The sequence below is a fragment of the Paraburkholderia aromaticivorans genome, assembly GCF_002278075.1.
Lineage (GTDB): Bacteria > Pseudomonadota > Gammaproteobacteria > Burkholderiales > Burkholderiaceae > Paraburkholderia > Paraburkholderia aromaticivorans.
In genome coordinates this window covers 126262-150984 of sequence record NZ_CP022990.1, presented here as the reverse complement: position 1 = coordinate 150984, position 24723 = coordinate 126262, and the positions used below count along the sequence as shown (strand labels likewise).

Sequence of the window (24723 nt, the reverse complement as noted above, 5' to 3'; positions counted from 1 at the left end):
CGCGCGACGACGCGGCCCACGACGACCGGAGTGCAAGCATGGAAACCGAAGCGCAGTTGACCGCCGACCCCGAACCTTACGGCGCGTCCGGCTCAGGAAAAGGCCCGTTCGCGTGGTATCGGCAGATCTCCGCCAGCGAGAAGCGCGCCTTCTGGAGTTGCAAGATCGGCTACGTGCTCGACGCGATGGACACGCAGTTCCTGAGCTTCGTCATTCCGACGTTGATCGCGACATGGGGCATCACGCGGGGCGACGCCGGCCTGATCGGCACCGTCACGCTGCTGAGCTCAGCGCTCGGCGGCTGGGCAGCGGGTGTCCTGTCGGATCGCATCGGCCGCGTCAAAACCTTGCAGATCACGATTCTCTGGTTCGCGGTCTTCACGCTGGCTTGCGCGCTGGCGCAGAATTTCTCGCAATTGCTGTGGGCGCGCGGGCTCATGGGGCTCGGCTTCGGCGGCGAGTGGACCGCAGGCGCGGTGTTGATCGGCGAAGTGATCCGCGCACGCGATCGCGGCAAGGCCGTGGGACTCGTGCAGGCGGGCTGGGCGATCGGCTGGGGTATTTCGACACTGCTCTTCATGGCCGTGTTCTCGCTGGTGCCGGCCGATTACGCGTGGCGCGTGCTGTTCGCGATCGGCATTGCGCCGGCGCCGTTCGTGATCTGGATCCGGCGCTTCGTCGACGAGCCCGAGGTGCATCGGCAGCAGAAAGCGGTACAAGCCGCCACGCAGACACGCACCTCGTTGCTCGATATTTTCCGCGGCGAGATCGTCTGGACGACGCTGCGCGCATCCGTGCTGGCAACCGGCGTGCAAGGCGGCTACTACGCGGTGACGACCTGGCTGCCGACGTATCTGAAAACCGAACGGCATCTGAGCGTGATCGGCACCGGCGGCTATCTGGGCGTGGTGATCGTCGGCTCGTACTGCGGCTATCTCACGGGCGCGTATGTCAGCGACAGAATCGGGCGTAAGCGCGCGTTCATCGCGTTCGCGCTGGCGTCGTGCGCGATCGCGCTGATCTACACGCAACTGCCGCTCGACAATCTCTCGATGCTCGTGCTCGGTTTTCCGCTCGGCTTCTGTGCGTCCGGCATCTTCTCGGGCATGGGCGCGTTCCTCACCGAACTCTTTCCCACGCGGATGCGCGGCTCCGGCCAGGGCTTCTGCTACAACTTCGGGCGGGCTATCGGCGCGACGTTTCCGTTCCTGATCGGCTACGTCTCGCAAACGATGACGCTCGGCCACGCGATCGGCGTGTTCGCGGCGGCGGCGTACGGCGTCGTCATCCTCGCTGCGTTGACGCTGCCCGAAACCCGCGGACGGCAGCTGAGCGCGTGACGCACCGCCGCACCGCTCACGCCTGTTCGGGCGCGCGTCCGATCACATGCGAGTCCGACGCGGCCGATCCGTCCGCGTGAGCGCGTTCGCGTCCCGCGGTCACGACCGCGCCGGTGCCGCCAGGACGCCCCACCGATTTCGCGTGACGCTCGATCAGCCGTTGCAACAGGCAGAACGCGCAGAGCAAGGCGCCGATCACGATGCGGGTCCACCACGAACTGAGCGTGCCGTCGAACGTGATCAGCGTCTGGATCGTGCCGAGAATGCCGACGCCGAACAGCGAGCCGACCACATAGCCCACGCCGCCCGTCAGCAGCGTGCCGCCGATCACGGTCGCCGCGATCGCGTCGAGCTCCATGCCCTGCCCTTGCAATCCGTAGCCCGACAGGACGTAGAACGTGAAGACCGCGCCGCCGAGCGCCGAACAGAAACCGCTCAGCGCATACACGCCGACGCGCGTGCGCGCGACCGGCAAGCCCATCAGCAAAGCCGAGCGCGCGTTGCCGCCGATCGCGTACACGTTGCGGCCAAAACGCGTGAAATGCGCGACGTAGATTGCCGCCAGCAGCGTGACGAACGCGATCAGCACGTTGGCTGTGACCGAGCCCACGCCAATGTCGAGACGAAACGCCGAAATCTTCTGGAACGTCGAATCGGTGATGGTGATGGACTGCGTCGTGATCAGAAAGCACAAGCCGCGCGCGAAGAACATGCCGGCTAGCGTGACGATGAAGGCCTGCAAACGGAAAAAGTGGATCAACGCGCCTTGCACCGCGCCGAACACGGTGCCCATCAGCAGCACGACCGGCAGGATCGCCCACACGGGCCAATGCAGGTGTTCGGACAGCACCGCCTCGACGATGGTCGTCAGCGCGACCACCGACCCCACCGACAGGTCGATGCCGCCGGACACGATCACGAACGTCATGCCGATCGCCACGATCAGCAGGAACGCGTTGTCGACCAGCAGATCGAGCAGCACCTGCCACGAGAAGAATCCCGTGTACATCACCGAGCCGAACGCGAACAGCGCGCAGAACAGCAGGATCGTGACGGCGATCGGCAGCGTGCGCGGATCGACGATATGAGCCCAGGCTTCGACGATCCGTCTCATCGCGCCACCCCGCGTTGCTTGAAGGACATGCGGACCGACCTGCCGAACGACATGGCAAGCGAGCGCGCCGCCGGCGACTGGATCATGCTCACCGCCAGCACCACGGCCGCCTTGACGACGAGCGTGGCCTCGGGCGGCACGCCGATCGAATAGGTGGTGTAGGTCAGCGTCTGAATGATCAGCGCGCCCAGCACCGTGCCCACGAGACTGAAGCGGCCGCCGAGCAGCGAGGTGCCACCGAGCGTCACCGCGAGGATCGCATCCAGTTCGAGCAGCAGGCCGGCATTGTTGCCGTCGGCGCTGCGCACGTTCGAGCTGATGAGAATGCCCGCCATCGCCGCGGTCAGCCCCGAGAAGCCGTACACGGCAAAGACGAGCGCCTTGGATCGCAAGCCGACCAGACGCGTGGCGACCGGATTGACGCCGATCGCGCGGATGAAAAGCCCGAGCGCGGTGCCTTCGACGAGCGCGGCAGTCGCCAGCACCGCCGCCGCCGCGATCCATACCGAACACGGCACGCCGAGCCAGTAACCGCCGCCCACGAACAGATAGCCCGGCGCGCCGATCGGAATGATCTGCCCCGCTGTCAGCAATTGCGCAATGCCACGCCCGGCGACCATCAGTATCAAGGTGGCGATGATCGGCTGCATGCCGACGAAGGACACCAGCAAGCCGTTCCACATGCCGCTCAGCACGCCCACGATCAACGCCGCCACCAGCGCCTGCGCGATCAGCCCGGCCGAGGCCACCGGCTGGGTCGCGAGGATCGTGGCCGCGGCGGCGCCCGCGATCGCCACCACCGCGCCGACCGAAATGTCGATGCCGCGCGTCGCGATCACCAGTGTCATGCCGGTGGCGACGAGCACCAGCGGCGCGGCGCGATTCAGCACATCGATCGGCGCGCCGAACAGATGGCCGTCGAGCATGCGCAGCGCCAGGAAATGCGGATTGACCCACAGGTTCAGGGCGCACAACAACGCCAGCGTCACGCACGGCCAGAGCAACGGGCGCTCGGCGCCATCGCGTACGACCCAGTTCGATAGATTCATTCGCCGCTCCCCGCGATGAGTCGATAGATATTGTCTTCGTTCGAGGCCTGCCCTGTTACTTCGGCGATCTTGCGGCGGTCGCGCAACACCGCGACGCGATGACTCACGCGCAGCACCTCGCTGATCTCCGACGAAATGAACAGGATGCTCAGGCCGCTCGCGCACAACGCCAGCAGACGATCCATGATGTCGAACTTGGCCGCGATGTCGATGCCGCGCGTGGGTTCGTCGAGTATCAGCAGCTTGGGATTGGTGGCGAGCCAGCGCGCCAGCAGCGCTTTCTGCTGATTGCCGCCGGACAGCAAGCCGATCGGCTGTTCCGCATCCGACGCCTTGATGCCGAGTCGTTCGATCCACAGATCAGCCAGTTCGCGCGCGCGCTGCCGGCTGATCTTGCGCCACCATCCGCGCCTTGCCTGCAACGCCAGCAGGATGTTCTCGCGAATCGACAGCTCGGCGACAATGCCTTCTTTCTTGCGGTCCTCCGCGCAATAGCCGATGCCATGGCGCACCGCGTCGCGCGGCGAACGCAGCCGCACCGGCCGGCCTTCCACCAGAATCGTGCCGCTGTCGGCACGGTCGGCTCCGAACAGCAGCCGCGCGGTTTCCGTGCGGCCCGAGCCGAGCAAACCGGCAAGGCCGAGGATCTGCCCCGGCTCGACATCGAGGTCGATCGGCTGCATCGAGCCGCGCCGTCCGACGCCGCGCAACTCGATGAACGGCTGGCCGGCCCGCGCACTCTGCGGGCCTGTCTGGCTGTCGTGGCCTTCCTGCGCCGCTGCGCGCAAACGCGCGCTCATACGCTCGTGACCGACCATTCTGGACACAAGCTGATCCGGCGGCAGATCGCGCGCGAGATATTCGCCTTCGCGCTCGCCATTGCGCATCACCGTAATGCGATCGGAAATGGCATACGTCTGCTCGATGAAATGCGTGACGAACAGAATCGCAATGCCGGATTGCTTAAGATGACGAAGTATCTTGAATAGCTGCGCGACTTCGCTGTCGTCGAGGCTAGAGGTCGGTTCGTCGAGGATCAGCACGCGTGCGTCGACCGAGAGCGCCCTCGCGATGGCCACCATCTGCTGCACCGCGATCGGATAGGCGTCGAGCGAACGGGTGACGTCGAGCGTCACGTCGAGGCGCGCCAGCGCGGCTTGAGCCCGTCGCTTGATGTCGTTCCAGTCGATCGCGCCGAAGCGCTTCGGTTGCCGGCCCGCAAATATGTTCTCCGCTACCGAGAGGTTCGAGCACAGGTTCACCTCCTGATACAGCGTGCGCACGCCGGCCGCTTCGGCCTCCTGCGGCGAGGCGAACGACACCACTTCGCCACCGAGACGGATCGTGCCGGCCTGCGGCGCGACCACGCCGGTGAGCACGTTGATCAACGTGGATTTGCCGGCGCCGTTCTGTCCCATCAGCGTATGAATCTCGCCGGGGAACAGGCGGAAATCGACCTGCTGCAGCGCCTTCACGCCCGGGAACGTCTTGCTGACGCCGGCCGTGGCGAGAACGGGTTCGAGTCCGCTCGCGCTGCCCTCGGCATGGATCACGGCGGCGCCGTCAGCCGGCGGCTTCGGATTGGAAGCGGTATGCGTCATAGGCCTCGCTCGATCGGCGGTGCGTGGTTTAGCGGCCTCCAGCGGCGTTGCGCGCAAAAGAGGCCGCCCGCTGCCCAAGCAGTCGGACGGCCAGGCACCGCTGGAGAAACCTTTTTCGATCTGTCGGTACTGCGCTTCCTGGCCGCGTTGTCGCTCGCGCGCCTATGCTTGCTCGACACAACCAGGAGACCTGATCATCGACGTCAGTATTTGCGCGTTGGCAGCGTTTGCGCGGCGACGCTCATCGGGAAAACCGTCTCTTCCGTCAGGATGCGCTTGGGCAGCGACTTGCCGGCCACCACGTCCTTCACCGCCGACATCAATTGCGGCCCCAGCAACGGACTGCACTCCACGTCGACGTTCATCTTGCCGGCAGCCATGGCCTGGAAGCCGCCCTTGGTCGCGTCGAACGAAACGATGGTGACGTCCTTGCCCGGATGCATGCCGGCCTCTTCCATCGCCTGAATGGCGCCTAGCGCCATATCGTCGTTATGCGCATAGACCACGTTGATCTTGTTCCCGTACGTCTTTATAAACGCCTCCATCACCTGCTTGCCGCCGGCCAGTGTGAAATCGCCGCTTTGCGAGGCGATGATCTTGAATTTGGGATCGTTCTTGATGACTTCCAGCAGACCGGAGTGCCGATCGTTGGCCGGCGCCGATCCGACTGTGCCCTGGAGTTCAGCGATGTTGATCGGGCCTTGTTCGCCTTTATAGTGATCTTCGAGCCAGCGGCCGCCGCGCCGGCCTTCTTCCATGAAGTCGGAGCCGATCATCGTGACGTAAAGCGAGGTGTCTTTCACGTCGATGTTGCGGTCGGTGAGGATCACCGGAATCTTCGCGGCTTTAGCCTCGCGCAGCACCGGTTCCCAGCCCGACTCGACCACCGGCGAAAAGGCGATTACGTCCACTTTCTGGGCGATGTAGGAGCGGATCGCCTTGATCTGGTTTTCCTGCTTCTGCTGCGCGTCGGAGAACTTGAGTTTGATCTTTGCGTCCGCCGCCGCGGACTTGACCGACTCGGTGTTGGCGGTTCGCCAGGCGCTTTCCGCGCCGACCTGCGCGAAGCCGAGAGTGATCTGTTTGTCCTGCGCGTAAGCGCCCGGTGCGGCCAGCGTCAGCGCCCCAAAGCCCGCGCAGAATGCGAGCGCGCCCAACGCACGACATGCTGCGCGTCGTGAATTCGCCATGACTGTCTCCTGATCGTTGTTATTCAAGCGACCCATGGAACCCGTCCAGCCGTTGCGGCCCTCACGGTGCGTGGATCGTGATGTAGCGTAGTGTGCGGGGCGTTAACCGTCCAATCATATGATTCGCGTCGGCGATATCGATTTTGGTATAGGGGGCGGGTGTCGGCTGTAGCGGCCAGGCTGGGCGCGACGGAGCGGTGTTTGGCTCTCGCTGGCCGGCGTGGGATTCCGCTTCGCGCTTTTTTATGCACTTACGTGCGTGGCGGGCTTGTTTGGGGATGGCGGTTGTTTGGGGTTTGGCGGTCGTTGGGTCTGGCGGTTGTTTGGGGATGGCGGTTGTCGGGTCCGCCGCTGATTCTGATGTTCGCCCCTGTTGACCGACGGTTCAGCGAGCACCTGCGCGCGGCGTCACCCATCGAAACGTCAGATTGATCCGCTCACCGGCTACGCGCGGCTCCTTCGGCACCCGATGCCGCCAATCCGCCTGGGTATTACCCTTCATCACCAGCAAGCTGCCGCCCTTGAGCAAAAAAGACTGCACGACTCCGGTTTTGTTATGCCGCAGATCGAACGTGCGCGCGACGCCCAGACTCACCGACGCAATCACCGGCTGAGCGCCGAGTTCGGGCTCGCGGTCCGCATGCCAGCCCATGCTGTCGGTGCCGCTACGGTAGCGGTTGATCAACACGCTATTAAAATGCGTGCCGCAAACGGACTCCACAGCGGATTTCAGCTCGGCAACCGTCGGCGTCCATGGTTGCGGCACGTTGCGAATGCCCGAGTAAACGTAGACGGCGTCCGGCTCGCCTTGCCACGCAGTCAGCCTTGGCAGCGGCACGCGGCCGGCGGGCGTGCCGATCATGTCTTGACGCCATTGCGCTTCACCGACGAGTTGCGCCAAGGCCCGCGCCGCCGTGGCGGGCGGCAGCCAATCGGGATACCAGTCGACGTCGGGCGCCGGCAGAGCATCGGAAAAATCCGCAAAGAGATCCGTCATGAGATTGCCTGAGTACGATCGCGCGTTCACAGCGCGATCGAATGAGAACCTTGGCTATTATGGCGGCAACGACGACGGCGCTCATGCCGACGGCTTGCGGTTTCATCCGTCCCAGTCACATTCATCCCTTACACGCATCCTTCAAAGGACATTCAACATGATTCTCTCCGACCAGGCGCTCGATCAGCTATTTCGCAACGCGCGCACGCACAACGGCTGGCAGCCGAAACCCGTCGACGACGCCGTGCTCGAGCAACTCATCGAACTCGTTCTGCTCGGCCCGACCTCGGCCAATTCGAGCCCGGGCCGTTTCGTCTTCGTCAAGACCCAGGAGAGCAAGCAGAAACTGCGTCCGGCTTTGTCGGCGGGCAATCTCGAGAAGACGATGGCTGCGCCGGTCACCGTGATCGTGGGGATGGACATGGCGTTTTACGAGCATCTGCCGAAGCTGTTTCCGCACGCCGATGCGCGCAGCTGGTTCGCCGGTAACGACAAGATGATCGCCGACACGGCATTTCGCAATTCGACGCTGCAAGGCGGTTACCTGATTCTCGCCGCCCGCGCGCTAGGCCTCGACACGGGTCCCATGTCGGGTTTCGACGCAGCCAAGGTCGACGAAGCGTTCTTCGCCGGCACGACCGTGAAGTCGAACTTCCTGATCAATCTGGGCTACGGCGACCCGTCAAAGCTGTTTCCGCGCAGCCCGCGCTTCGCTTTCGACGAAGCCGCGCGGATCGTCTGACGCGCAGCGCGCGATCCAAGTCCGGGTGCGATCAACGCAAGAGCGCGACGTAGAACACCACGGTGCCGATCAACGCGCCGATGAAGCAGAAGCCCTCTTCGGCGTCATCGCCGTTCGATCGTACCCACGCCCCGACGACGCCGAACAATCCCGCGATACCTAACGCGACGCAGAGCATCACGACATCGAATAGCGCGCTCTTCCCCAACTCGGAAAAGTCGATATCGCGCACGCCGAAGTACAGGCCGATCGCCATCAGCGATATGACCACGAGCGGCAGCATGACGTGGCTGCCCTCGTGCCCGACGTGATGCGCATGGTGCGCGTGGCGGAACGGGTTGCCTGATCTGAGCAGCTTCATACGTGCCTCCTGCCTTGCCCTCTTCCGGCGCCAAAACGAACCGCTAGTGGTTTGCGGCGGCCCTCGCTGTGGCCACTCTGCTTTAGCTTTGATGCAAGCGGGTTCCATTTCAGAATAGTCCACGCTCGACCACAATTCAAAGCCCATTTAATTCAACTGCATTGGCGGCCCGGATGGCCAACGCAGCGGCGTGGTGCTGCAATGCAATACATTCCAGGCGCTTTCGGACGTGGACGGCTCGCCGCGCCGGACACCAAATGGCGCCGTCGGCACGCGAATGCACATCTCGGTAGAATGGGTCGGCTCGTTCGCTACGGCATGGCCGCGGCGAACGGGTAGCTGCCGCTACTCCGCTCGTGTCGGCCCCTTCCCGCCTTGATCCTCTCTATGCGCCGCTCATCGTTTCTTGTACGTATCATCCTGATTGGCATCTTGCTGCACATCTACGTCGGCTTGCGTCTGATTCCGGACATGCCGATCGATACCACGGGCCGCTGGCTGTGCGCGTTGTGGCTCGTGCTGTCGATCTTTCTCATTCCACTCGGCATGCTGGCGCGCACGATCAAACAACAGCCGCTCAGCGACCGGCTCGCATGGGTCGGCCTACTGGCGATGGGCTTCTTCTCGTCGCTACTGGTGCTGACTTTCGCGCGTGATCTCGTGCTCGCCTCACTGCTCACCGTCGATGCGATCTGGCCGAACACTGTTGCCATCGCGCATTGGCGGACCGGCTCAGCGGCGGCTGTGCCGGTGTTGGCACTGCTCTCCACGCTTGTCGGTCTGTTCAACGCACGCCGTCGCGCCAGGGTCGTCACAATCGAAGTGCCGATCGACGACTTGCCGGCTGCGCTCGACGGCTTCACGATCGTGCAGATCAGCGACATTCACGTTGGCCCGACCATCAAAGGCCGCTATGTGGACGCAATCGTCGACGCGGTGAATCGCCTCAAGCCGGATCTGATCGCTGTTACCGGCGATATTGTGGACGGCAGCGTGCCGCAATTGACCAGACACACGCAGCCGCTCTCGCGGTTGAGCGCGCGCCATGGCGCTTTTCTCGTTACTGGCAATCACGAGTATTACGCCGGCGCCAACGCCTGGATCGACGAATTCCGGCGCCTGGGACTCAATGTCCTGCTGAACGAGCATGTGATCGTGGACCACGACGGCGCACGCGCCGTTATTGCCGGCGTGACCGATTATTCGGCGGGCCATCACGATCCGGCACACCGCAGCGATCCAGTCGCGGCGCTGGCCGGCGCGCCCGGCGACGTGCTGATCAAGGTGCTGCTCGCCCACCAGCCGCGCTCCGCCGAAGCCGCCGCAGCCGCCGGTTTCACATTGCAGCTCTCCGGGCACACGCACGGCGGCCAGTTTTTCCCGTGGAATTTCTTCGTGCGGTTTCAGCAACCGTTCACCGCCGGTCTGGCGCGGTTGAACGGACTCTGGGTCTACACGAGCCGAGGCACCGGCTACTGGGGACCGCCGAAGCGCCTCGGCGCGCCGTCCGAAATCACCCGCTTGCGCCTCGTGCCTGGCGAGCCTGACTGAGCCGCGCGTTACTGTTACTGCATCGGCGCCACGGCCACGCTGACTTGCGGCGCGAACGCCACGACCACTTGCATGCCCGGCGTTACGCCGGCAGTCTTTGCCGGGTCGCGGCCTTGAATATGGAACACCGAACCGTCCTCGCCCTTGAGCGCCATGACGCCGGAAGCATGGTCAATGGCCTCGACGCGGGCGGTCACGGTCTGCACCGTGTCTGATTGCCCCATTTGGGCCGTCTCGGCCTGCCCGTCCGCACTGCGCGTGACGCTGATCACGGCATTGCGCATCATGCGGATGTGAACCTTGCCGCCTTGTTTGATCTGCCCGAGATTGCGCGCGTCGGTGACATTGAATGACGCCTCGCCGCCTTGCGCGTCGAGCACCGTGACCGAATGGTTCGCCTGATCGATCGCCTTCACGACCCCATTGGCCTGCAGCGTGCTGCGGCCTTCAAAGGGCGCCGGCAAACCCGCAGCGAGCGATACCAGGGGAGCGGCGGCGATCAACACGCCGGCAATGACGTTAAGAGCTTTCACTTTCATACATTCCTCAATTCGGATGAGCGGTGGAAACGACGACGCCAAGCGGATCGCGACGCAACAACAGTTGGGCGATGCGAGCGGAACCGCGCGAAATAAGAAGGCGGACCAGGCGCCGACGTGGCACGACGCGCTGCGGGTTATCCAGACAGTTTGTTTTCCGGGATGAAGACCGTCAACATTCGGAGTCCGTATTTGTGCGGGAATGATTCTTTTATAGGCACCGAAACTTCCCAAAGATTGAAGGCAACTCATTCGTCGCCTTGCCTGATCGCGGCTTGACTTAACTTTGCAGAGGCGCCTAAAATCCGCCCAGTTCACTTATCCGGAAATACGATCTTGGACAGTAGCAGTAGTACCCGTCGAGCTTCGATTCGCCCGATCGCCTGATCGGCAAGATTTCCGCGCCAGCCTTTGTCTGTCGCCGTCTTGCCTTCTGGCGAGCGGCGCACGTCGTTGATACCCATACCCACCTGTTGCAAGTCAAGCCGCAGTGAACCCGGCACGGCCGAATCCCGTGCCGGCCGGCCTTGCCTTCAGCGCCGCAAGGCTTGCCCGCGCGCTGAGTGATGCCCGATCGCGCCCGCTCTCTTCGAGACGGACGCGCCGGTGTCACGCGCGAGGTTCACACTGCGCGAACTCGCGCCTCAACCCTGTTGACCGATGACAATGGAATTCGTTTTGCGGCTACTCGCCGCTTTCGCCTGTGGCGTGGCCATCGGCCTTGAACGGCAGATGCGTCAGCGCAATGCCGGCCTGCGCACGATCACGCTGGTCGCGAGCGGCGCGTGCCTGTTCGTTACGCTCGGTGTACTGACCGGCAATGGCACGAGCGGCATCACCCAGATCGCCGCATATGTGGTCTCCGGCGTCGGCTTCCTCGGCGGCGGCGTGATCATGCGTGACAAAGGTTCCATTCAGGGAATCAACACCGCAGCGACCTTGTGGTGCTCCGCCGCGGTGGGCGTATTGTGCGGCGCGGGCCATTACGGGCCGGCACTGGCCGGCACCGTGGTCGTGCTGCTGACCAATACCGTGCTGCGTGAAGTCAGCCGTACGATCAATGCGACGCCCGTTTCGAACGCCGACCTGGTTCGCGAATACGTGTTGACGATCGTCTGCCGGGAGGCCGACGAGATTCATATTCGCACCGCTGTCTCCAACTCGATGTACTCGACGCCGCTATCGTTTCAAAGCCTGACGAGCGAAGACGTCGAAAACGAATCAGGACGCATTCGTGTGACGGCAACCTTGAAGATGCATCCCAAAGATCAGTCGAAGCTCGAACAGATGGCTAGCCGCATCAGCATGGAAAAGAGCGTCTCCAGCGTCAGCTGGACGGCCAGAGAAGCGGAGCCGACGCCTGAGTGAATACCGCGTGTAAGCCCCCCCCGGATTCGCGTGCATCGTCTACACTTAGCTTGCAATAGATTTAGACAATGTTAATTCCGCGTCCTGAATATGGACTGTCCCATAACCTTCGACTAAGCTCTGTCACCGTGAATTTTTCACATTCAACCATGGAGTCTCGATTATGGAACACGGCATCATTGCATGGCTCATCATCGGCGCGATCGCCGGCTGGCTGGCAGGTGTGCTCGTCAAAGGCGGCGGCTTCGGCCTGATCGTCGACATCATTGTCGGGATCGTCGGCGCGTTCATCGGCGGCTGGCTCGCTGGCGTGCTGCATATATCGCTCGGCGGCGGCTGGATCGGCTCGATCATCACTGCGGTGATCGGCGCGGTCATTCTTTTGTTTCTTATCCGGCTCATCCGGCGAGGTACTTGAGCGGCGCTTCTGATGTCTCACGGCGTCAGGGGCGAATGCCACCTGACGCCAGCTAGACCCGCAACGGGTCCGGTTTTAAAGCCCTGCGTGTTGCGTCGGCAACATCGAACCGGTGTCACGCAACCGCGTGTGCCACGCGAAAGCCTGATCAAGTTGATGCGGCGTTTGCCCGCCGCCCTTCAACGCTTCCCGATAGTAGTCGCGCAGCAGATCGCGATACAGCGGATGCACGCAGTTTTCGATGATCAACGTCGCGCGTTCGCGCGGCGCGAGGCCACGCAAGTCGGCGAGCCCCTGCTCCGTCACGACCACGTCCACGTCGTGTTCGTTGTGGTCGCAATGCGGCACCATCGGCACGATGCTCGAAATGCGGCCGCCCTTCGCCATCGACTTGGTCGCGAAGATCGCGCACGACGCGTTGCGCGCGAAGTCGCCCGAACCGCCAATGCCGTTCATCATATGCGTGCCGCCCACGTGGGTCGAATTCACGTTGCCGTAAATATCGAATTCCAGCGCGGTGTTCAACGCGATCAGACCGAGCCGGCGAATCACTTCCGGATGGTTGCTGACTTCTTGCGGACGCAACACGAGCCGATCGCGATAGCGTTCGAGTTCGCCGAACACCTGCGCTTGGCGCGCGGCCGACAACGTGATCGACGCACCGGAGGCGAACGTCACCTTGCCGGCATCCATCAAGTCGAAGGTCGAATCCTGCAGCACTTCTGAATAAATTTCGAAGGCTTCGAATGGCGAATCGACGAAACCGGCCAGCACGGCATTGGCGATCGTGCCGATACCCGCCTGCAGCGGCGGCAGCTGCCGGGGCATGCGCCCGTGCGTCACTTCATGCTGAAAAAACTCGATCAGGTGACCAGCGATCAATTGGGTTTCGGCATCCGCCGGCAGCACCGTCGACGAACTGTCTGGCATATCGGTGATGACGATCGCCGCGATTTTCTCGGGCGGGATCTCAATGGCCTTCGTGCCGACACGATCTTGCGGACGGACAATCGGCAGCGGCTCGCGATGCGGCCTGCGACCCGGAATCCAGATGTCGTGCAGTCCCTCGAGCGCGGGCGACTGCGCAAGATTGATTTCGACGATGACCTTGTCGGCGAGAATCGCAAAGCTCGCTGAATTGCCCACCGACGTGGTCGGCACAATGCCGCCAGTCTCGGTGATCGCGGTGGCTTCGATAATGGCGATATCGAGTTTGCCGAGCTGGTTCGCGCGCAGCATTTCGACGGTTTCAGACAGATGCTGATCCACGAACATGACTTCGCCGCGATTGATTGCGTCGCGAAGCGTCTTGTCCACCTGGAACGGCAAGCGCCGAGCCAGCACGTGCGCCTCGGTCAGCAAGCGGTCCACGTCGTGACCGAGCGATGCGCCGGTCATCAACGTAATACGCAATGGCTTGCCTTCCTGACGCGCGCGCTCGGCAAGCGCAACGGGGACGGCTTTGGCATCGCCCGCGCGCGTAAAGCCGCTCGCGCCGACACGCATGCCATCCTGAATCAGGAGCGCCGCCTCGGCGGCTGAAGTGATCTTTCCGCGCAGCGCGGCGCAGCGAATCCGGTCTTGGTACATGAAACTCAGTCTCTCCATAATCACCAGTCCGGCATGCTGATGCGCACGTCTGCGGTGTGCTTCACTCAGTAGCCGGATTGTCGCCCCCGCTGCGGCGTCACGACAGGACGGCGTCGCGAGCGGGTATTCGTCGCGCCTCAGATGTTCGCGACAGGTCTTGCATGCACTACAGGGGTGACGCGTGACGCCGCTTAGCTGCCAAAGTAGATGTTGCAGAAGCTCACAGGGCCGACGCACTCTTCAGCTTTGGCTGCCGGTGCAGCGACGCGGCCTCGCGTCTCCGCGTTCGCGTCGTGCTGCGCGGTCGCTTGAGCGGCCTGCTGTTGCGGGGCGACCGGAGCCGTTTGAGCCTGAGCGACAGCAGCAGACAACGCGCAGGCGATCAGGGCGATTTTCAACACTTTCATTTCTCTCTCCAGAACTTACGATTACTGCGAGGCAGTGATGTAACTATAGGGTTAACCTCCACGCAGATAAACGGGGCCGCCCGGAAGTGATCTTTCCATCCTGAAGAAGGATCGGCGCGTGGGATGGAGCGTGGTCCGCACGGGACGATGTCTGGGACATCGAGGCAGATGATTGGGCGCGGAGATTCGAATGCCCATCACTTAGGGTCATGATTTAACGTCGCCACTCAACGCCCGTCGTTTCCGGCATGCAGTGTGTACCTCGACTCCACGTCCATCCGTTCGGGCCACAATGCGGAGCCGCGACCTAAGATCCATCAATCAACGCACGTTGAAGGGCGCGTCCTTGTCGAGCAACGCGGTGCGGATGAAGTGCAGGCAACTCAAGATGCGCTGCAGGTCGTGACGCCTGTCGCGCTCGGCATGAACCGCCTGCAGCACTTCCTGCGCAATCCAGGTGGCCGAGCGCACGGATAGGAGCGCGCGCTCGAGACCACGCCCATCGGGCTGTTCGAACAATTGCGCGAGGTCGTCGCACGTGCGCTCGATGGCGCTGCCCCACCGCGGATGCAGTGCGTGCGCGTAGTCGGCGTGCACCACTTCGTTGCGCAGATCGATCACGGCATGGCCCACTTCAAGGGTTGCGAGCATCCAGCGCAAGGCGTCGCGGCGGCGGCGCGAGCGTCGCGACAACAACACACGCAGTTGCGAAGTCAGATCGTGTGTGCGCGACTGAAAGCGCTGATTGAGTCCCGGCAGTTCGTCCTTGCACGCGGATACGGCTTGCGCGCGCAGATCACCCATGATTTTCCCGACGAGCCAAGGCATGTCAGCCGGGAATACGATCACGAAGACGAGGGCCGCCAGCAGCAGCGACGCGGTGAGCGCAAGGCCATTGTTGATCACCAGGTCCGGTGCGTAAGTGACGACGTTGTCGGGTCCGGCGAGCAGGCAGAAGAACACGGAAAAGCCGACCCCATAACCCGCCGCGAGCTTGCGCGTGGCGACGAACGCACCGAGCGCGAGCACCGGCGCAAGCGTGACGCACAAGAGCGGAAAGCCGTCGATGTTGGGATACACGTAGCAGGTGAACAGATAACCGGTCATGGTCGCCAGCACGGCGCCGACAGCCATCTGGATGGCCATCTTCGAGGGATTCGGCGCGGTCGATGTCAACGCGCACACCAGCGCCGCGCCGATCACCGCCAAACCGCCGCTCGGCCAGTCTGTCGCGATCCAGAACCAGCTTGCGATCGCCATGACCACCGCCGAGCGGACAAAAGTCAATGCGACCACGAAGCTGTTGGTCTTGCTCACGTAACGGCTGATGGGCCGCGGCTGAGCTGCCGCCTTGTGCCGCGTCAGGGACGCGTACGTGCCCGAGTACCGGATCCATTCGTCGACGAACCGGTACAGCAATTCCGCCGCCGTATCGAAGTCCGCCAGCGATTCGGCGGGCGAGGTTTCCAGCGGCCTTCTCGTTTCGCGAACGCGCCGTGGCAAACTTGCCTGAAAGTGCTGCAACCGGGCGGCCATCCGCGCTGCATCGACGGTGATGTCCGGCTGCGGCGCCATGAGCGCGGCCAGTTCGTGGAAATACGGCTTGATCGCCGTGGCGATCGGCACCGAACCGTTTACGCGCAGACGCTTGAGCAGTTGATGCAGCGCGTGGAGCCTCGCGCACGCATCCATAAACTCGCTGTTCAAACGACCCAGATGCTGGCTGCGTGAACGCATGGCCGGATCTTCGAAGGCGGCAAACGTGCGAGTCGCCTCGAAACCGACGATTTCGTCGACGAGATCCGCAAAGCGTCGCTCGAATTGACCACGCTCAAGACCGCGAACCAGCACGTCGGCGGCGAACGCAGTAAAATTTCTGTAACGAATTTGTAGTGCGTGGCGCAGCGCGAGACTGGATCGCTGCGGCACGATTAGCGCGCTGACCGCGCTCGAGGACACGATGCCGACCGCCACTTCCGCTGCGCGCGTGAGCGCCGCCAGAAACAGGTCGTGAGGCACGGTGACATTTGGGATGCCGATCAGCGCAGCGGTATAACCCGCGAGCACAAAGCCATACCACCTGAAATGTCGAAACCGGACTGCTGCCGCGATACAGGCGCTCACCCAGCCGATCATGCCGATCATGTACAACTCGGGTTGCTGGACGAACAATGCGCCCAGCACCAGTGCGGCGACAGTGCCCACCGCAGTGCCGAGAATGCGGTAGAAGCTCTTGGCGAGCACCATGCCGCTGAACGGCTGCATCAGCACGAACACCGTTGTCATCGCGATGCGCGGCTGCGGCAGATCCAGCAGCATCGCGACACCCAGCGCCAGCAGACCGGCGGTGACCGTTTTCAACAGATGCAGCCAGACCAGGCCTTCGCTATTTGCCCAGTCCAAAACCGCGGGACTGAGCGATCGCAACATGACGCTCCAGTGCCGGCCGGAATCGGCCGTCGGCTTGATCGCATGTTCGCGTTTCATTTAAGACTAATGCACCCCGGTTGGTCGCGCAAAGCAGCACCGGCGAAGACAACTCATTCCGGCAGGCAAGGCGCCGATTGTAGGATCAAGCTATGCTGGCATTAAGAGGACAGGCGCGGAACGTTCCTTCCAAAACGAACAACAATGCGCATCCGAGACAGGCGGACAATATGGCTTCTGCCGTGAAATAGAAGGATCGATGGATACGTTACAAAATATGCGAGTGTTCGTGCGCGTGGTCGAGGCCGGTAGTTTCACCGGCGCCGCGCAGTCGCTCAATTCAACCACCGGCGCGATGTCTCGCGCGGTTTCAGAGCTCGAAGCTCATCTGCGGACTCGGTTGCTGAACCGCTCCACACGACGGCTCGCACTCACCACCGCTGGCGAGCGTTATCTGAAGCGATGCCAGCAGATACTTGCAGATGTCAGCACGGCGGAAGAAGAAGCCAGTTGTGCACACGAGCGACCGACTGGCGCGTTGCGAATGCACAGCTTTGCCAGCATCGGCCAGCATTACGTGCTGCCGGCCATCTCGCGCTATCGCGCGCTATATCCCGAGGTAACGGTCGAACTCACGATGTCGCAGCGCATGCCCGATCTTTTCGAAGGCAGTGCGGATGTCGCGGTGATCCTTGCCTCCACGTTGCCTAATTCAGATCTCGTGTCGCTTCCGTTGGGAACGACCTTCAGCATTCTGTGCGCTTCGCCGGCGTACGTGCGCACTCACGGCGCGCCGCAAAAGCCGGCCGAACTGGCACATCACGAGTGTTTGATCCTGCACACTCCGGCGTTTCCGCCGCACGATTGGGTGCTCGACGGGCCGAATGGCGGCGAAACGATGGAGGTGAATGGACCCGTGCATGTGAACATCGCCGAGTCGCTGGTTGTCGCGATCCGCGAAGGGATGGGCATTGGCATGCTGCCGCTGTATGCAGCAATTTCCGGACTGCGTGACGGAACGTTGGTGCGCGTATTGCCGGAATATACGGCGCAGAAAATGAATATTTACGCGCTTTACCCGTCGCGTAAGTTCATCGATGCGAAGACGCGGACCTGGGTCGAATTCTTACGCACACATCTGCCCAAAGTCATTGCGCGCGACGAAGCGTTGCTTGCAGAAGTCGACAAAGCGCAGGTCAGTGATGCCGCAGTGCCTGTCGGTGCGAGCCACGGAGCGGATATCTCGACGCAGTGAGGTGGAGGCGGCTGACATCGGATGCCGCTACCACACGTGGGTGTGGTAGCGGTGCCGGTGTTTGGAGCAGAATGCCGTTCGCGAGTCGTGCTGCGGCAGTTGTTAGACGGCGTAGGAAACGAGGCTTTATTAGATTGTTTTAGCTTTTGTGCGCCGGTTTGCCGCGCCGGTAGTGGCGGGGGTGACCGGTATTCCGGGTAGTCCGGGGACGGCGGCCGGTAAACGCAGAAACCCCACCTTTTTGGGGGTGGGGTTTCTGATGCTGCTGGGGAGCCTGACGATTACCTACTTTCACACGGGAATCCGCACTATCATCGGCGTGGAGTCGTTTCACGGTCCTGTTCGGGATGGGAAGGGGTGGGACCGACTCGCTATGGTCATCAGGCATGACTTGTTGCTCGGCTGTCCCGGGGACAGCCCAGCCAATCTGGAAGAAGTAGTTTCTGGTGATGCTCACCAGGGTAGAGCGTGGGGTTGTGTTGTTTCTGTTGGCACAACACTGATCTCAACCGTGCGTTCTGCGTGCCCCATCTGGAGTTCACGCGTGCCCCCTTCGGGGGTGGGATGCTCGTAAGTGCTGAAGCACTAACGATCATCGCAAGACACACCTGTTATAGGATCAAGCCTTACGGGCAATTAGTATCAGTTAGCTTAACGCATTACTGCGCTTCCACACCTGACCTATCAACGTCCTGGTCTTGAACGACCCTTCAAGGGGCTCGAAGCCCCGGGGATATCTCATCTTAAGGCGAGTTTCCCGCTTAGATGCTTTCAGCGGTTATCTCTTCCGAACATAGCTACCCGGCGATGCCACTGGCGTGACAACCGGTACACCAGAGGTTCGTCCACTCCGGTCCTCTCGTACTAGGAGCAGCCCCCTTCAAATATCCAGCGCCCACGGCAGATAGGGACCAAACTGTCTCACGACGTTTTAAACCCAGCTCACGTACCTCTTTAAATGGCGAACAGCCATACCCTTGGGACCGGCTACAGCCCCAGGATGAGATGAGCCGACATCGAGGTGCCAAACACCGCCGTCGATATGAACTCTTGGGCGGTATCAGCCTGTTATCCCCAGAGTACCTTTTATCCGTTGAGCGATGGCCCTTCCATACAGAACCACCGGATCACTATGACCTGCTTTCGCACCTGCTCGACTTGTCGGTCTCGCAGTTAAGCACGCTTATGCCATTGCACTATCAGCACGATTTCCGACCGTACCTAGCGTACCTTCGTACTCCTCCGTTACACTTTGGGAGGAGACCGCCCCAGTCAAACTGCCTACCATGCACTGTCCCCAGTCCGGATAACGGACCAAGGTTAGAACCTCAAACAAACCAGGGTGGTATTTCAAGGACGGCTCCACGCAGACTGGCGTCCACGCTTCAAAGCCTCCCACCTATCCTACACAGACCGGTTCAAAGTCCAATGCAAAGCTACAGTAAAGGTTCATGGGGTCTTTCCGTCTAGCCGCGGGGAGATTGCATCATCACAAACACTTCAACTTCGCTGAGTCTCGGGAGGAGACAGTGTGGCCATCGTTACGCCATTCGTGCAGGTCGGAACTTACCCGACAAGGAATTTCGCTACCTTAGGACCGTTATAGTTACGGCCGCCGTTTACCGGGACTTCAATCAAGAGCTTGCACCCCATCATTTAATCTTCCGGCACCGGGCAGGCGTCACACCCTATACGTCCACTTTCGTGTTTGCAGAGTGCTGTGTTTTTATTAAACAGTCGCAGCCACCAGTTTATTGCAACCCCTTCACCCTTCTGGCGCAGGCCAGTCAAGCTACAGGGGCGTACCTTATCCCGAAGTTACGGTACCAATTTGCCGAGTTCCTTCTCCCGAGTTCTCTCAAGCGCCTTAGAATACTCATCTCGCCCACCTGTGTCGGTTTGCGGTACGGTCTTGTTAAACTGAAGCTTAGAGGCTTTTCTTGGAACCACTTCCAGTTGCTTCTTCACCGAAGTGAATGGCCTCGCACCCTTGAATTCCGCGCCCGGATTTGCCTAAGCGCCTTCTCCAATGCAAGGACCGGGACTTCCAACACCCGGACAACCTTCCGCGATCCGTCCCCCCATCGCATTTAACAATGGTGCAGGAATATTAACCTGCTTCCCATCAGCTACGCATTTCTGCCTCGCCTTAGGGGCCGACTCACCCTACGCCGATGAACGTTGCGTAGGAAACCTTGGGCTTACGGCGAGGGGGCCTTTCACCCCCTTTATCGCTACTCATGTCAGCATTCGCACTTCCGATACCTCCAGCACACTTTTCAATGCACCTTCGCAGGCTTACGGAACGCTCTCCTACCATGCACATAAATGTGCATCCGCAGCTTCGGTATATTGCTTAGCCCCGTTACATCTTCCGCGCAGGACGACTCGATCAGTGAGCTATTACGCTTTCTTTAAAGGATGGCTGCTTCTAAGCCAACCTCCTGACTGTTTTAGCCTTCCCACTTCGTTTCCCACTTAGCAATATTTGGGGACCTTAGCTGGCGGTCTGGGTTGTTTCCCTCTTGACACCGGACGTTAGCACCCGATGTCTGTCTCCCGTGATTGCACTCTTCGGTATTCGGAGTTTGCTATGGCGTAGTAATCCGCAATGGACCCCACAACCATGACAGTGCTCTACCCCCGAAGGTGATACACGAGGCACTACCTAAATAGTTTTCGGAGAGAACCAGCTATTTCCAGGTTTGTTTAGCCTTTCACCCCTATCCACAGCTCATCCCCTAACTTTTCAACGTTAGTGGGTTCGGACCTCCAGTACGTGTTACCGCACCTTCATCCTGGCCATGGATAGATCACCTGGTTTCGGGTCTACACCCAGCGACTGAACGCCCTGTTCGGACTCGCTTTCGCTACGCCTGCCCTAATCGGTTAAGCTTGCCACTGAATGTAAGTCGCTGACCCATTATACAAAAGGTACGCCGTCACCCCTTACGAGGCTCCGACTGTTTGTATGCATGCGGTTTCAGGATCTATTTCACTCCCCTCCCGGGGTTCTTTTCGCCTTTCCCTCACGGTACTGGTTCACTATCGGTCGATCACGAGTATTTAGCCTTGGAGGATGGTCCCCCCATCTTCAGACAGGATTTCACGTGTCCCGCCCTACTTGTCGTACACCTAGTTCTTCCTCGCTGTTTTCGTCTACAGGGCTATCACCTGCTATGGCGGCACTTTCCAGAGCCTTCGACTAACAATGAAGATAAAGAGTACAGGCTGGTCCCATTTCGCTCGCCACTACTCTGGGAATCTCGGTTGATTTCTTTTCCTGCGGTTACTTAGATGTTTCAGTTCACCGCGTTCGCTTCACGTAGCCTATGTATTCAGCTACGGATGACCCATACGGGCCGGGTTTCCCCATTCGGATATCGGTGGATCAAAGCTCGTTTGCCAGCTCCCCACCGCTTTTCGCAGGCTACCGCGTCCTTCATCGCCTGTGATCGCCAAGGCATCCACCACATGCACTTGTTCGCTTGACCCTATAACGGGTGTGTCTCATGTGTGATCCACTGGGAATCACACGCTCGCCACAATCGCTACAGGTTGAGTATTCGTGTTGCGCCGTATTCCAAGGCAATCTTTCGATCACCTTTTCATACATTGATACAATCACAACCCTGATTCACCTACTTGCGCACCCATCTCTAAGTACACTTTCGTGAATCTCTTTACTACTTCTTCCTGATTGTTAAAGAACGACAGCCGATATCGCAGTTGCTATAACCGCGTATCACTCTGACTGGCTCAATCGCCAATGCCAAACATTCAGTTCAACTGAACCCTTGGCATTGAGGATTGGTGGAGGATGACGGGATCGAACCGACGACCCCCTGCTTGCAAAGCAGGTGCTCTCCCAGCTGAGCTAATCCCCCAGTCATGCACAGATCAGATCTGCTTTCATCCCAGGGGTTTCACCGGTCAGCCACCGCAGAATCAGTGGTGGGTCTGGATGGATTCGAACCATCGACCCCCGCCTTATCAAGACGGTGCTCTAACCGACTGAGCTACAGACCCCTGAGTCTGTCTGCGTATCTGTCTTCAATTTCACAGCCGATAAGCGTGAGCGCTCAACACCTGACGCGTTAGCTCGAGAAAGGAGGTGATCCAGCCGCACCTTCCGATACGGCTACCTTGTTACGACTTCACCCCAGTCATGAATCCTACCGTGGTGACCGTCCTCCTTGCGGTTAGACTAGCCACTTCTGGTAAAACCCACTCCCATGGTGTGACGGGCGGTGTGTACAAGACCCGGGAACGTATTCACCGCGGCATGCTGATCCGCGATTACTAGCGATTCCAGCTTCACGCACTCGAGTTGCAGAGTGCGATCCGGACTACGATCGGTTTTCTGGGATTGGCTCCCCCTCGCGGGTTGGCGACCCTCTGTTCCGACCATTGTATGACGTGTGAAGCCCTACCCATAAGGGCCATGAGGACTTGACGTCATCCCCACCTTCCTCCGGTTTGTCACCGGCAGTCTCCCTAGAGTGCTCTTGCGTAGCAACTAGGGACAAGGGTTGCGCTCGTTGCGGGACTTAACCCAACATCTCACGACACGAGCTGACGACAGCCATGCAGCACCTGTGTTATGGCTCCCTTTCGGGCACTCCCACCTCTCAGCAGGATTCCATACATGTCAAGGGTAGGTAAGGTTTTTCGCGTTGCATCGAATTAATCCACATCATCCACCGCTTGTGCGGGTCCCCGTCAATTCCTTTGAGTTTTAATCTTGCGACCGTACTCCCCAGGCGGTCAACTTCACGCGTTAGCTACGTTACCAAGTCAATGAAGACCCGACAACTAGTTGACATCGTTTAGGGCGTGGACTACCAGGGTATCTAATCCTGTTTGCTCCCCACGCTTTCGTGCATGAGCGTCAGTATTGGCCCAGGGGGCTGCCTTCGCCATCGGTATTCCTCCACATCTCTACGCATTTCACTGCTACACGTGGAATTCTACCCCCCTCTGCCATACTCTAGCCCGCCAGTCACAAATGCAGTTCCCAGGTTAAGCCCGGGGATTTCACATCTGTCTTAGCGAACCGCCTGCGCACGCTTTACGCCCAGTAATTCCGATTAACGCTTGCACCCTACGTATTACCGCGGCTGCTGGCACGTAGTTAGCCGGTGCTTATTCTTCCGGTACCGTCATCCCCCTCAGGTATTAACCAAGAGGTTTTCTTTCCGGACAAAAGTGCTTTACAACCCGAAGGCCTTCTTCACACACGCGGCATTGCTGGATCAGGCTTTCGCCCATTGTCCAAAATTCCCCACTGCTGCCTCCCGTAGGAGTCTGGGCCGTGTCTCAGTCCCAGTGTGGCTGGTCGTCCTCTCAGACCAGCTACAGATCGTCGCCTTGGTAGGCCTTTACCCCACCAACTAGCTAATCTGCCATCGGCCGCCCCTGCAGCGCGAGGTCCGAAGATCCCCCGCTTTCATCCAAAGATCGTATGCGGTATTAATCCGGCTTTCGCCGGGCTATCCCCCACTACAGGACACGTTCCGATGTATTACTCACCCGTTCGCCACTCGCCACCAGGGTTGCCCCCGTGCTGCCGTTCGACTTGCATGTGTAAGGCATGCCGCCAGCGTTCAATCTGAGCCAGGATCAAACTCTTCAGTTCAAACCTGTTACTGTTTTTCGGGCTCTTTCGAACCCGGTCGCTCACTCAACGTACTGACGAATGATCCAACCATCTTGCGACAGTCAAACCTTCCTTTCATTACTGTGTGAGACTTGATACTTTTGCTTTGCGCCAGATTCCGGAGAATCCAGCCCGCATCGCGCATCAAGCGCCCACACTTATCGGCTGTTAATTTTTAAAGATCGAGTCCGCATTCACTACCGAACCAGTACCGCACTTCCAGCTACCCGGCACCGCTTCGTTCTGCGTCGCTGCATCAGCAGCAGAGAAACGAGATTATGAAGAACTTTCGCTACGTCGTCAACAGGTTTTTCTAACTTTCTCAACCCGCCCACTCCGCTGAAAGCCTTGCCACTGCTGGCTCTCCCGCCTCCCGCGCCCCGTTGACCGAAGCACGAAAGAGCGAGATTCTAGCGAGCCGCACACCGCCTTGCAAGCGTTATTTTGATATGCATGGATTGCGCCAGAAACGGCGCGAAGTCGACGAAATAATCAAATGGCCGGGAAGCGCGCAAAGAACTGAAGCAGCCTCAAACAGAAACTCCCCGACAGACTCAAACAGCCGCGTGCCTAAGCATCGCTCGCTCCACGACGCCCAGGTAGTGATCGAGATCGGGCGTCGCGCGGTTCTCTTCCTTGGCGAGATCGTCCCATCTGCGCAAGCGCAATGCGTCTTGCGCATAGGGTTTCTGCAGAAACGCCTGCGCCTCCTCCTTGCTGAAAATGCCACCCTGCAATTCCAGGCTGCGCACCGAATCGGCGGAAAGCTGGCCGAAATACGTGTCGTCGATGGCGCACAGGCAGCGCTTGGCGTCCACATGCAGGCGTATCGGCTCCAACACCGCGTCCGACAACACCGGCCGAAGGAACGGCAGCGCAAAATACTGATGTAGATCGTCGATGCCCCTCTCCGTCGGCGTCTCGCCCTGCAGATTGAGCAGGTGGCCGAGGTCGTGCAGAAACGCCGCCGCGACCAGTTCCTCGTCAGCGCCCGCCTGTTCCGCCAGCAAGCCGCTCTGCAACGCATGTTCGAGCTGCGTCACGGGCTCGCCGCTATAAGCGAGATTGCCGTATTGCTCGAACAGGGAACGAACGTCCTTCACACTCAACGCCAC

General features: G+C 60.5%; 18 protein-coding genes, 2 tRNA genes and 3 rRNA genes. 6 read left to right on the top strand and 17 right to left on the bottom strand.

What is annotated here, in order from left to right; translation table 11 throughout:
* Window positions 1–38: 38 nt before the first annotated feature.
* Entirely contained in the window at window positions 39–1340 is a 1302-nt protein-coding gene (locus CJU94_RS20470; protein WP_208645395.1) for an MFS transporter, read from the top strand.
* A 16-nt stretch (window positions 1341–1356) separates the two neighbouring features.
* On the opposite strand, the gene yjfF is transcribed toward CJU94_RS20470, so the two are convergent.
* From yjfF to CJU94_RS20445, 5 genes are all read right to left on the bottom strand, one after another.
* Window positions 1357–2454 (bottom strand): galactofuranose ABC transporter, permease protein YjfF, encoded by a 1098-nt coding sequence (gene yjfF / locus CJU94_RS20465; protein ID WP_095420555.1) that lies wholly within the window; start codon window positions 2452–2454, stop codon window positions 1357–1359.
* Window positions 2451–3503, bottom strand: a complete 1053-nt coding sequence (locus CJU94_RS20460; protein WP_095420554.1) for an ABC transporter permease — start codon at window positions 3501–3503, stop codon at window positions 2451–2453. The genes yjfF and CJU94_RS20460 overlap by 4 nt, the downstream gene beginning before the upstream one ends.
* Window positions 3500–5104 (bottom strand): sugar ABC transporter ATP-binding protein, encoded by a 1605-nt coding sequence (locus CJU94_RS20455; protein ID WP_095420553.1) that lies wholly within the window; start codon window positions 5102–5104, stop codon window positions 3500–3502. The genes CJU94_RS20460 and CJU94_RS20455 overlap by 4 nt, the downstream gene beginning before the upstream one ends.
* Window positions 5105–5307: 203 nt before the next feature.
* Window positions 5308–6294: an ABC transporter substrate-binding protein gene (locus CJU94_RS20450; RefSeq protein WP_095420552.1), complete on the bottom strand. Its 987-nt coding sequence runs from the start codon at window positions 6292–6294 to the stop codon at window positions 5308–5310.
* A 385-nt stretch (window positions 6295–6679) separates the two neighbouring features.
* Window positions 6680–7291 (bottom strand): alpha-ketoglutarate-dependent dioxygenase AlkB family protein, encoded by a 612-nt coding sequence (locus CJU94_RS20445; RefSeq protein WP_095420551.1) that lies wholly within the window; start codon window positions 7289–7291, stop codon window positions 6680–6682.
* Between the two features lie 157 nt (window positions 7292–7448).
* Between CJU94_RS20445 and CJU94_RS20440 the strand changes: the two genes are divergently transcribed.
* Complete coding sequence (locus CJU94_RS20440; RefSeq protein ID WP_095420550.1) at window positions 7449–8033, top strand: malonic semialdehyde reductase; 585 nt, start codon at window positions 7449–7451, stop codon at window positions 8031–8033.
* A gap of 31 nt (window positions 8034–8064) precedes the next feature.
* Here the strand turns inward: CJU94_RS20440 and CJU94_RS20435 are convergent, their stop codons facing one another.
* Window positions 8065–8394, bottom strand: coding sequence for a hypothetical protein (locus tag CJU94_RS20435; RefSeq protein ID WP_095420549.1), 330 nt, complete (start codon window positions 8392–8394; stop codon window positions 8065–8067).
* Between the two features lie 387 nt (window positions 8395–8781).
* On the opposite strand from CJU94_RS20435, the gene CJU94_RS20430 reads away from it, so the two are divergent.
* Window positions 8782–9945, top strand: coding sequence for a metallophosphoesterase (locus CJU94_RS20430; RefSeq protein WP_095420548.1), 1164 nt, complete (start codon window positions 8782–8784; stop codon window positions 9943–9945).
* Window positions 9946–9959: 14 nt separating this feature from the next.
* Here the strand turns inward: CJU94_RS20430 and CJU94_RS20425 are convergent, their stop codons facing one another.
* A complete protein-coding gene (locus CJU94_RS20425; RefSeq protein ID WP_095420547.1) occupies window positions 9960–10484 on the bottom strand; it encodes a hypothetical protein in 525 nt (174 codons plus the stop codon).
* A 314-nt stretch (window positions 10485–10798) separates the two neighbouring features.
* The gene (locus CJU94_RS40950) at window positions 10799–10948 is read right to left on the bottom strand and encodes a hypothetical protein (protein ID WP_157763792.1); all 150 of its coding nucleotides are present in this window, start codon (window positions 10946–10948) and stop codon (window positions 10799–10801) included.
* 196 nt (window positions 10949–11144) lie between these two features.
* On the opposite strand from CJU94_RS40950, the gene CJU94_RS20420 reads away from it, so the two are divergent.
* Window positions 11145–11852 carry an MgtC/SapB family protein gene (locus tag CJU94_RS20420; protein WP_095420546.1) on the top strand — a complete coding sequence of 236 codons (708 nt, stop codon included), beginning with the start codon at window positions 11145–11147 and terminating at the stop codon, window positions 11850–11852.
* Window positions 11853–12015: 163 nt separating this feature from the next.
* Window positions 12016–12270, top strand: a complete 255-nt coding sequence (locus CJU94_RS20415; RefSeq protein ID WP_007176844.1) for a GlsB/YeaQ/YmgE family stress response membrane protein — start codon at window positions 12016–12018, stop codon at window positions 12268–12270.
* A gap of 75 nt (window positions 12271–12345) precedes the next feature.
* On the opposite strand, the gene CJU94_RS20410 is transcribed toward CJU94_RS20415, so the two are convergent.
* The 3 genes from CJU94_RS20410 to CJU94_RS20400 all read right to left on the bottom strand — a co-directional run bounded on the left by CJU94_RS20410 (window position 12346) and on the right by CJU94_RS20400 (window position 16754).
* Entirely contained in the window at window positions 12346–13860 is a 1515-nt protein-coding gene (locus tag CJU94_RS20410) for an acetyl-CoA hydrolase/transferase family protein (protein ID WP_095420545.1), read from the bottom strand.
* 191 nt (window positions 13861–14051) lie between these two features.
* Entirely contained in the window at window positions 14052–14267 is a 216-nt protein-coding gene (locus CJU94_RS20405) for a hypothetical protein (RefSeq protein ID WP_095420544.1), read from the bottom strand.
* A 321-nt stretch (window positions 14268–14588) separates the two neighbouring features.
* Entirely contained in the window at window positions 14589–16754 is a 2166-nt protein-coding gene (locus CJU94_RS20400) for an FUSC family protein (RefSeq protein WP_095420543.1), read from the bottom strand.
* A gap of 199 nt (window positions 16755–16953) precedes the next feature.
* Here CJU94_RS20400 and CJU94_RS20395 point away from each other — a divergent pair, with 199 nt between their 5' ends.
* Window positions 16954–17949, top strand: coding sequence for a LysR family transcriptional regulator (locus tag CJU94_RS20395; RefSeq protein WP_095420542.1), 996 nt, complete (start codon window positions 16954–16956; stop codon window positions 17947–17949).
* Window positions 17950–18221: 272 nt separating this feature from the next.
* On the opposite strand, the gene rrf is transcribed toward CJU94_RS20395, so the two are convergent.
* From rrf to CJU94_RS20365, 6 genes are all read right to left on the bottom strand, one after another.
* Window positions 18222–18334: ribosomal RNA gene (gene rrf / locus CJU94_RS20390) — 5S ribosomal RNA — on the bottom strand.
* Between the two features lie 230 nt (window positions 18335–18564).
* A 23S ribosomal RNA gene (locus tag CJU94_RS20385) occupies window positions 18565–21443 on the bottom strand.
* 317 nt (window positions 21444–21760) lie between these two features.
* Window positions 21761–21836 (bottom strand) — tRNA-Ala (locus tag CJU94_RS20380).
* Between the two features lie 65 nt (window positions 21837–21901).
* Window positions 21902–21978 (bottom strand) — tRNA-Ile (locus tag CJU94_RS20375).
* A gap of 78 nt (window positions 21979–22056) precedes the next feature.
* Window positions 22057–23587: ribosomal RNA gene (locus CJU94_RS20370) — 16S ribosomal RNA — on the bottom strand.
* The 16S, 23S and 5S rRNA genes sit together here with 2 tRNA genes alongside, the layout of an rRNA operon.
* Window positions 23588–24162: 575 nt before the next feature.
* Window positions 24163–24723 (bottom strand): phosphonate degradation HD-domain oxygenase, encoded by a 561-nt coding sequence (locus tag CJU94_RS20365; RefSeq protein ID WP_095420541.1) that lies wholly within the window; start codon window positions 24721–24723, stop codon window positions 24163–24165.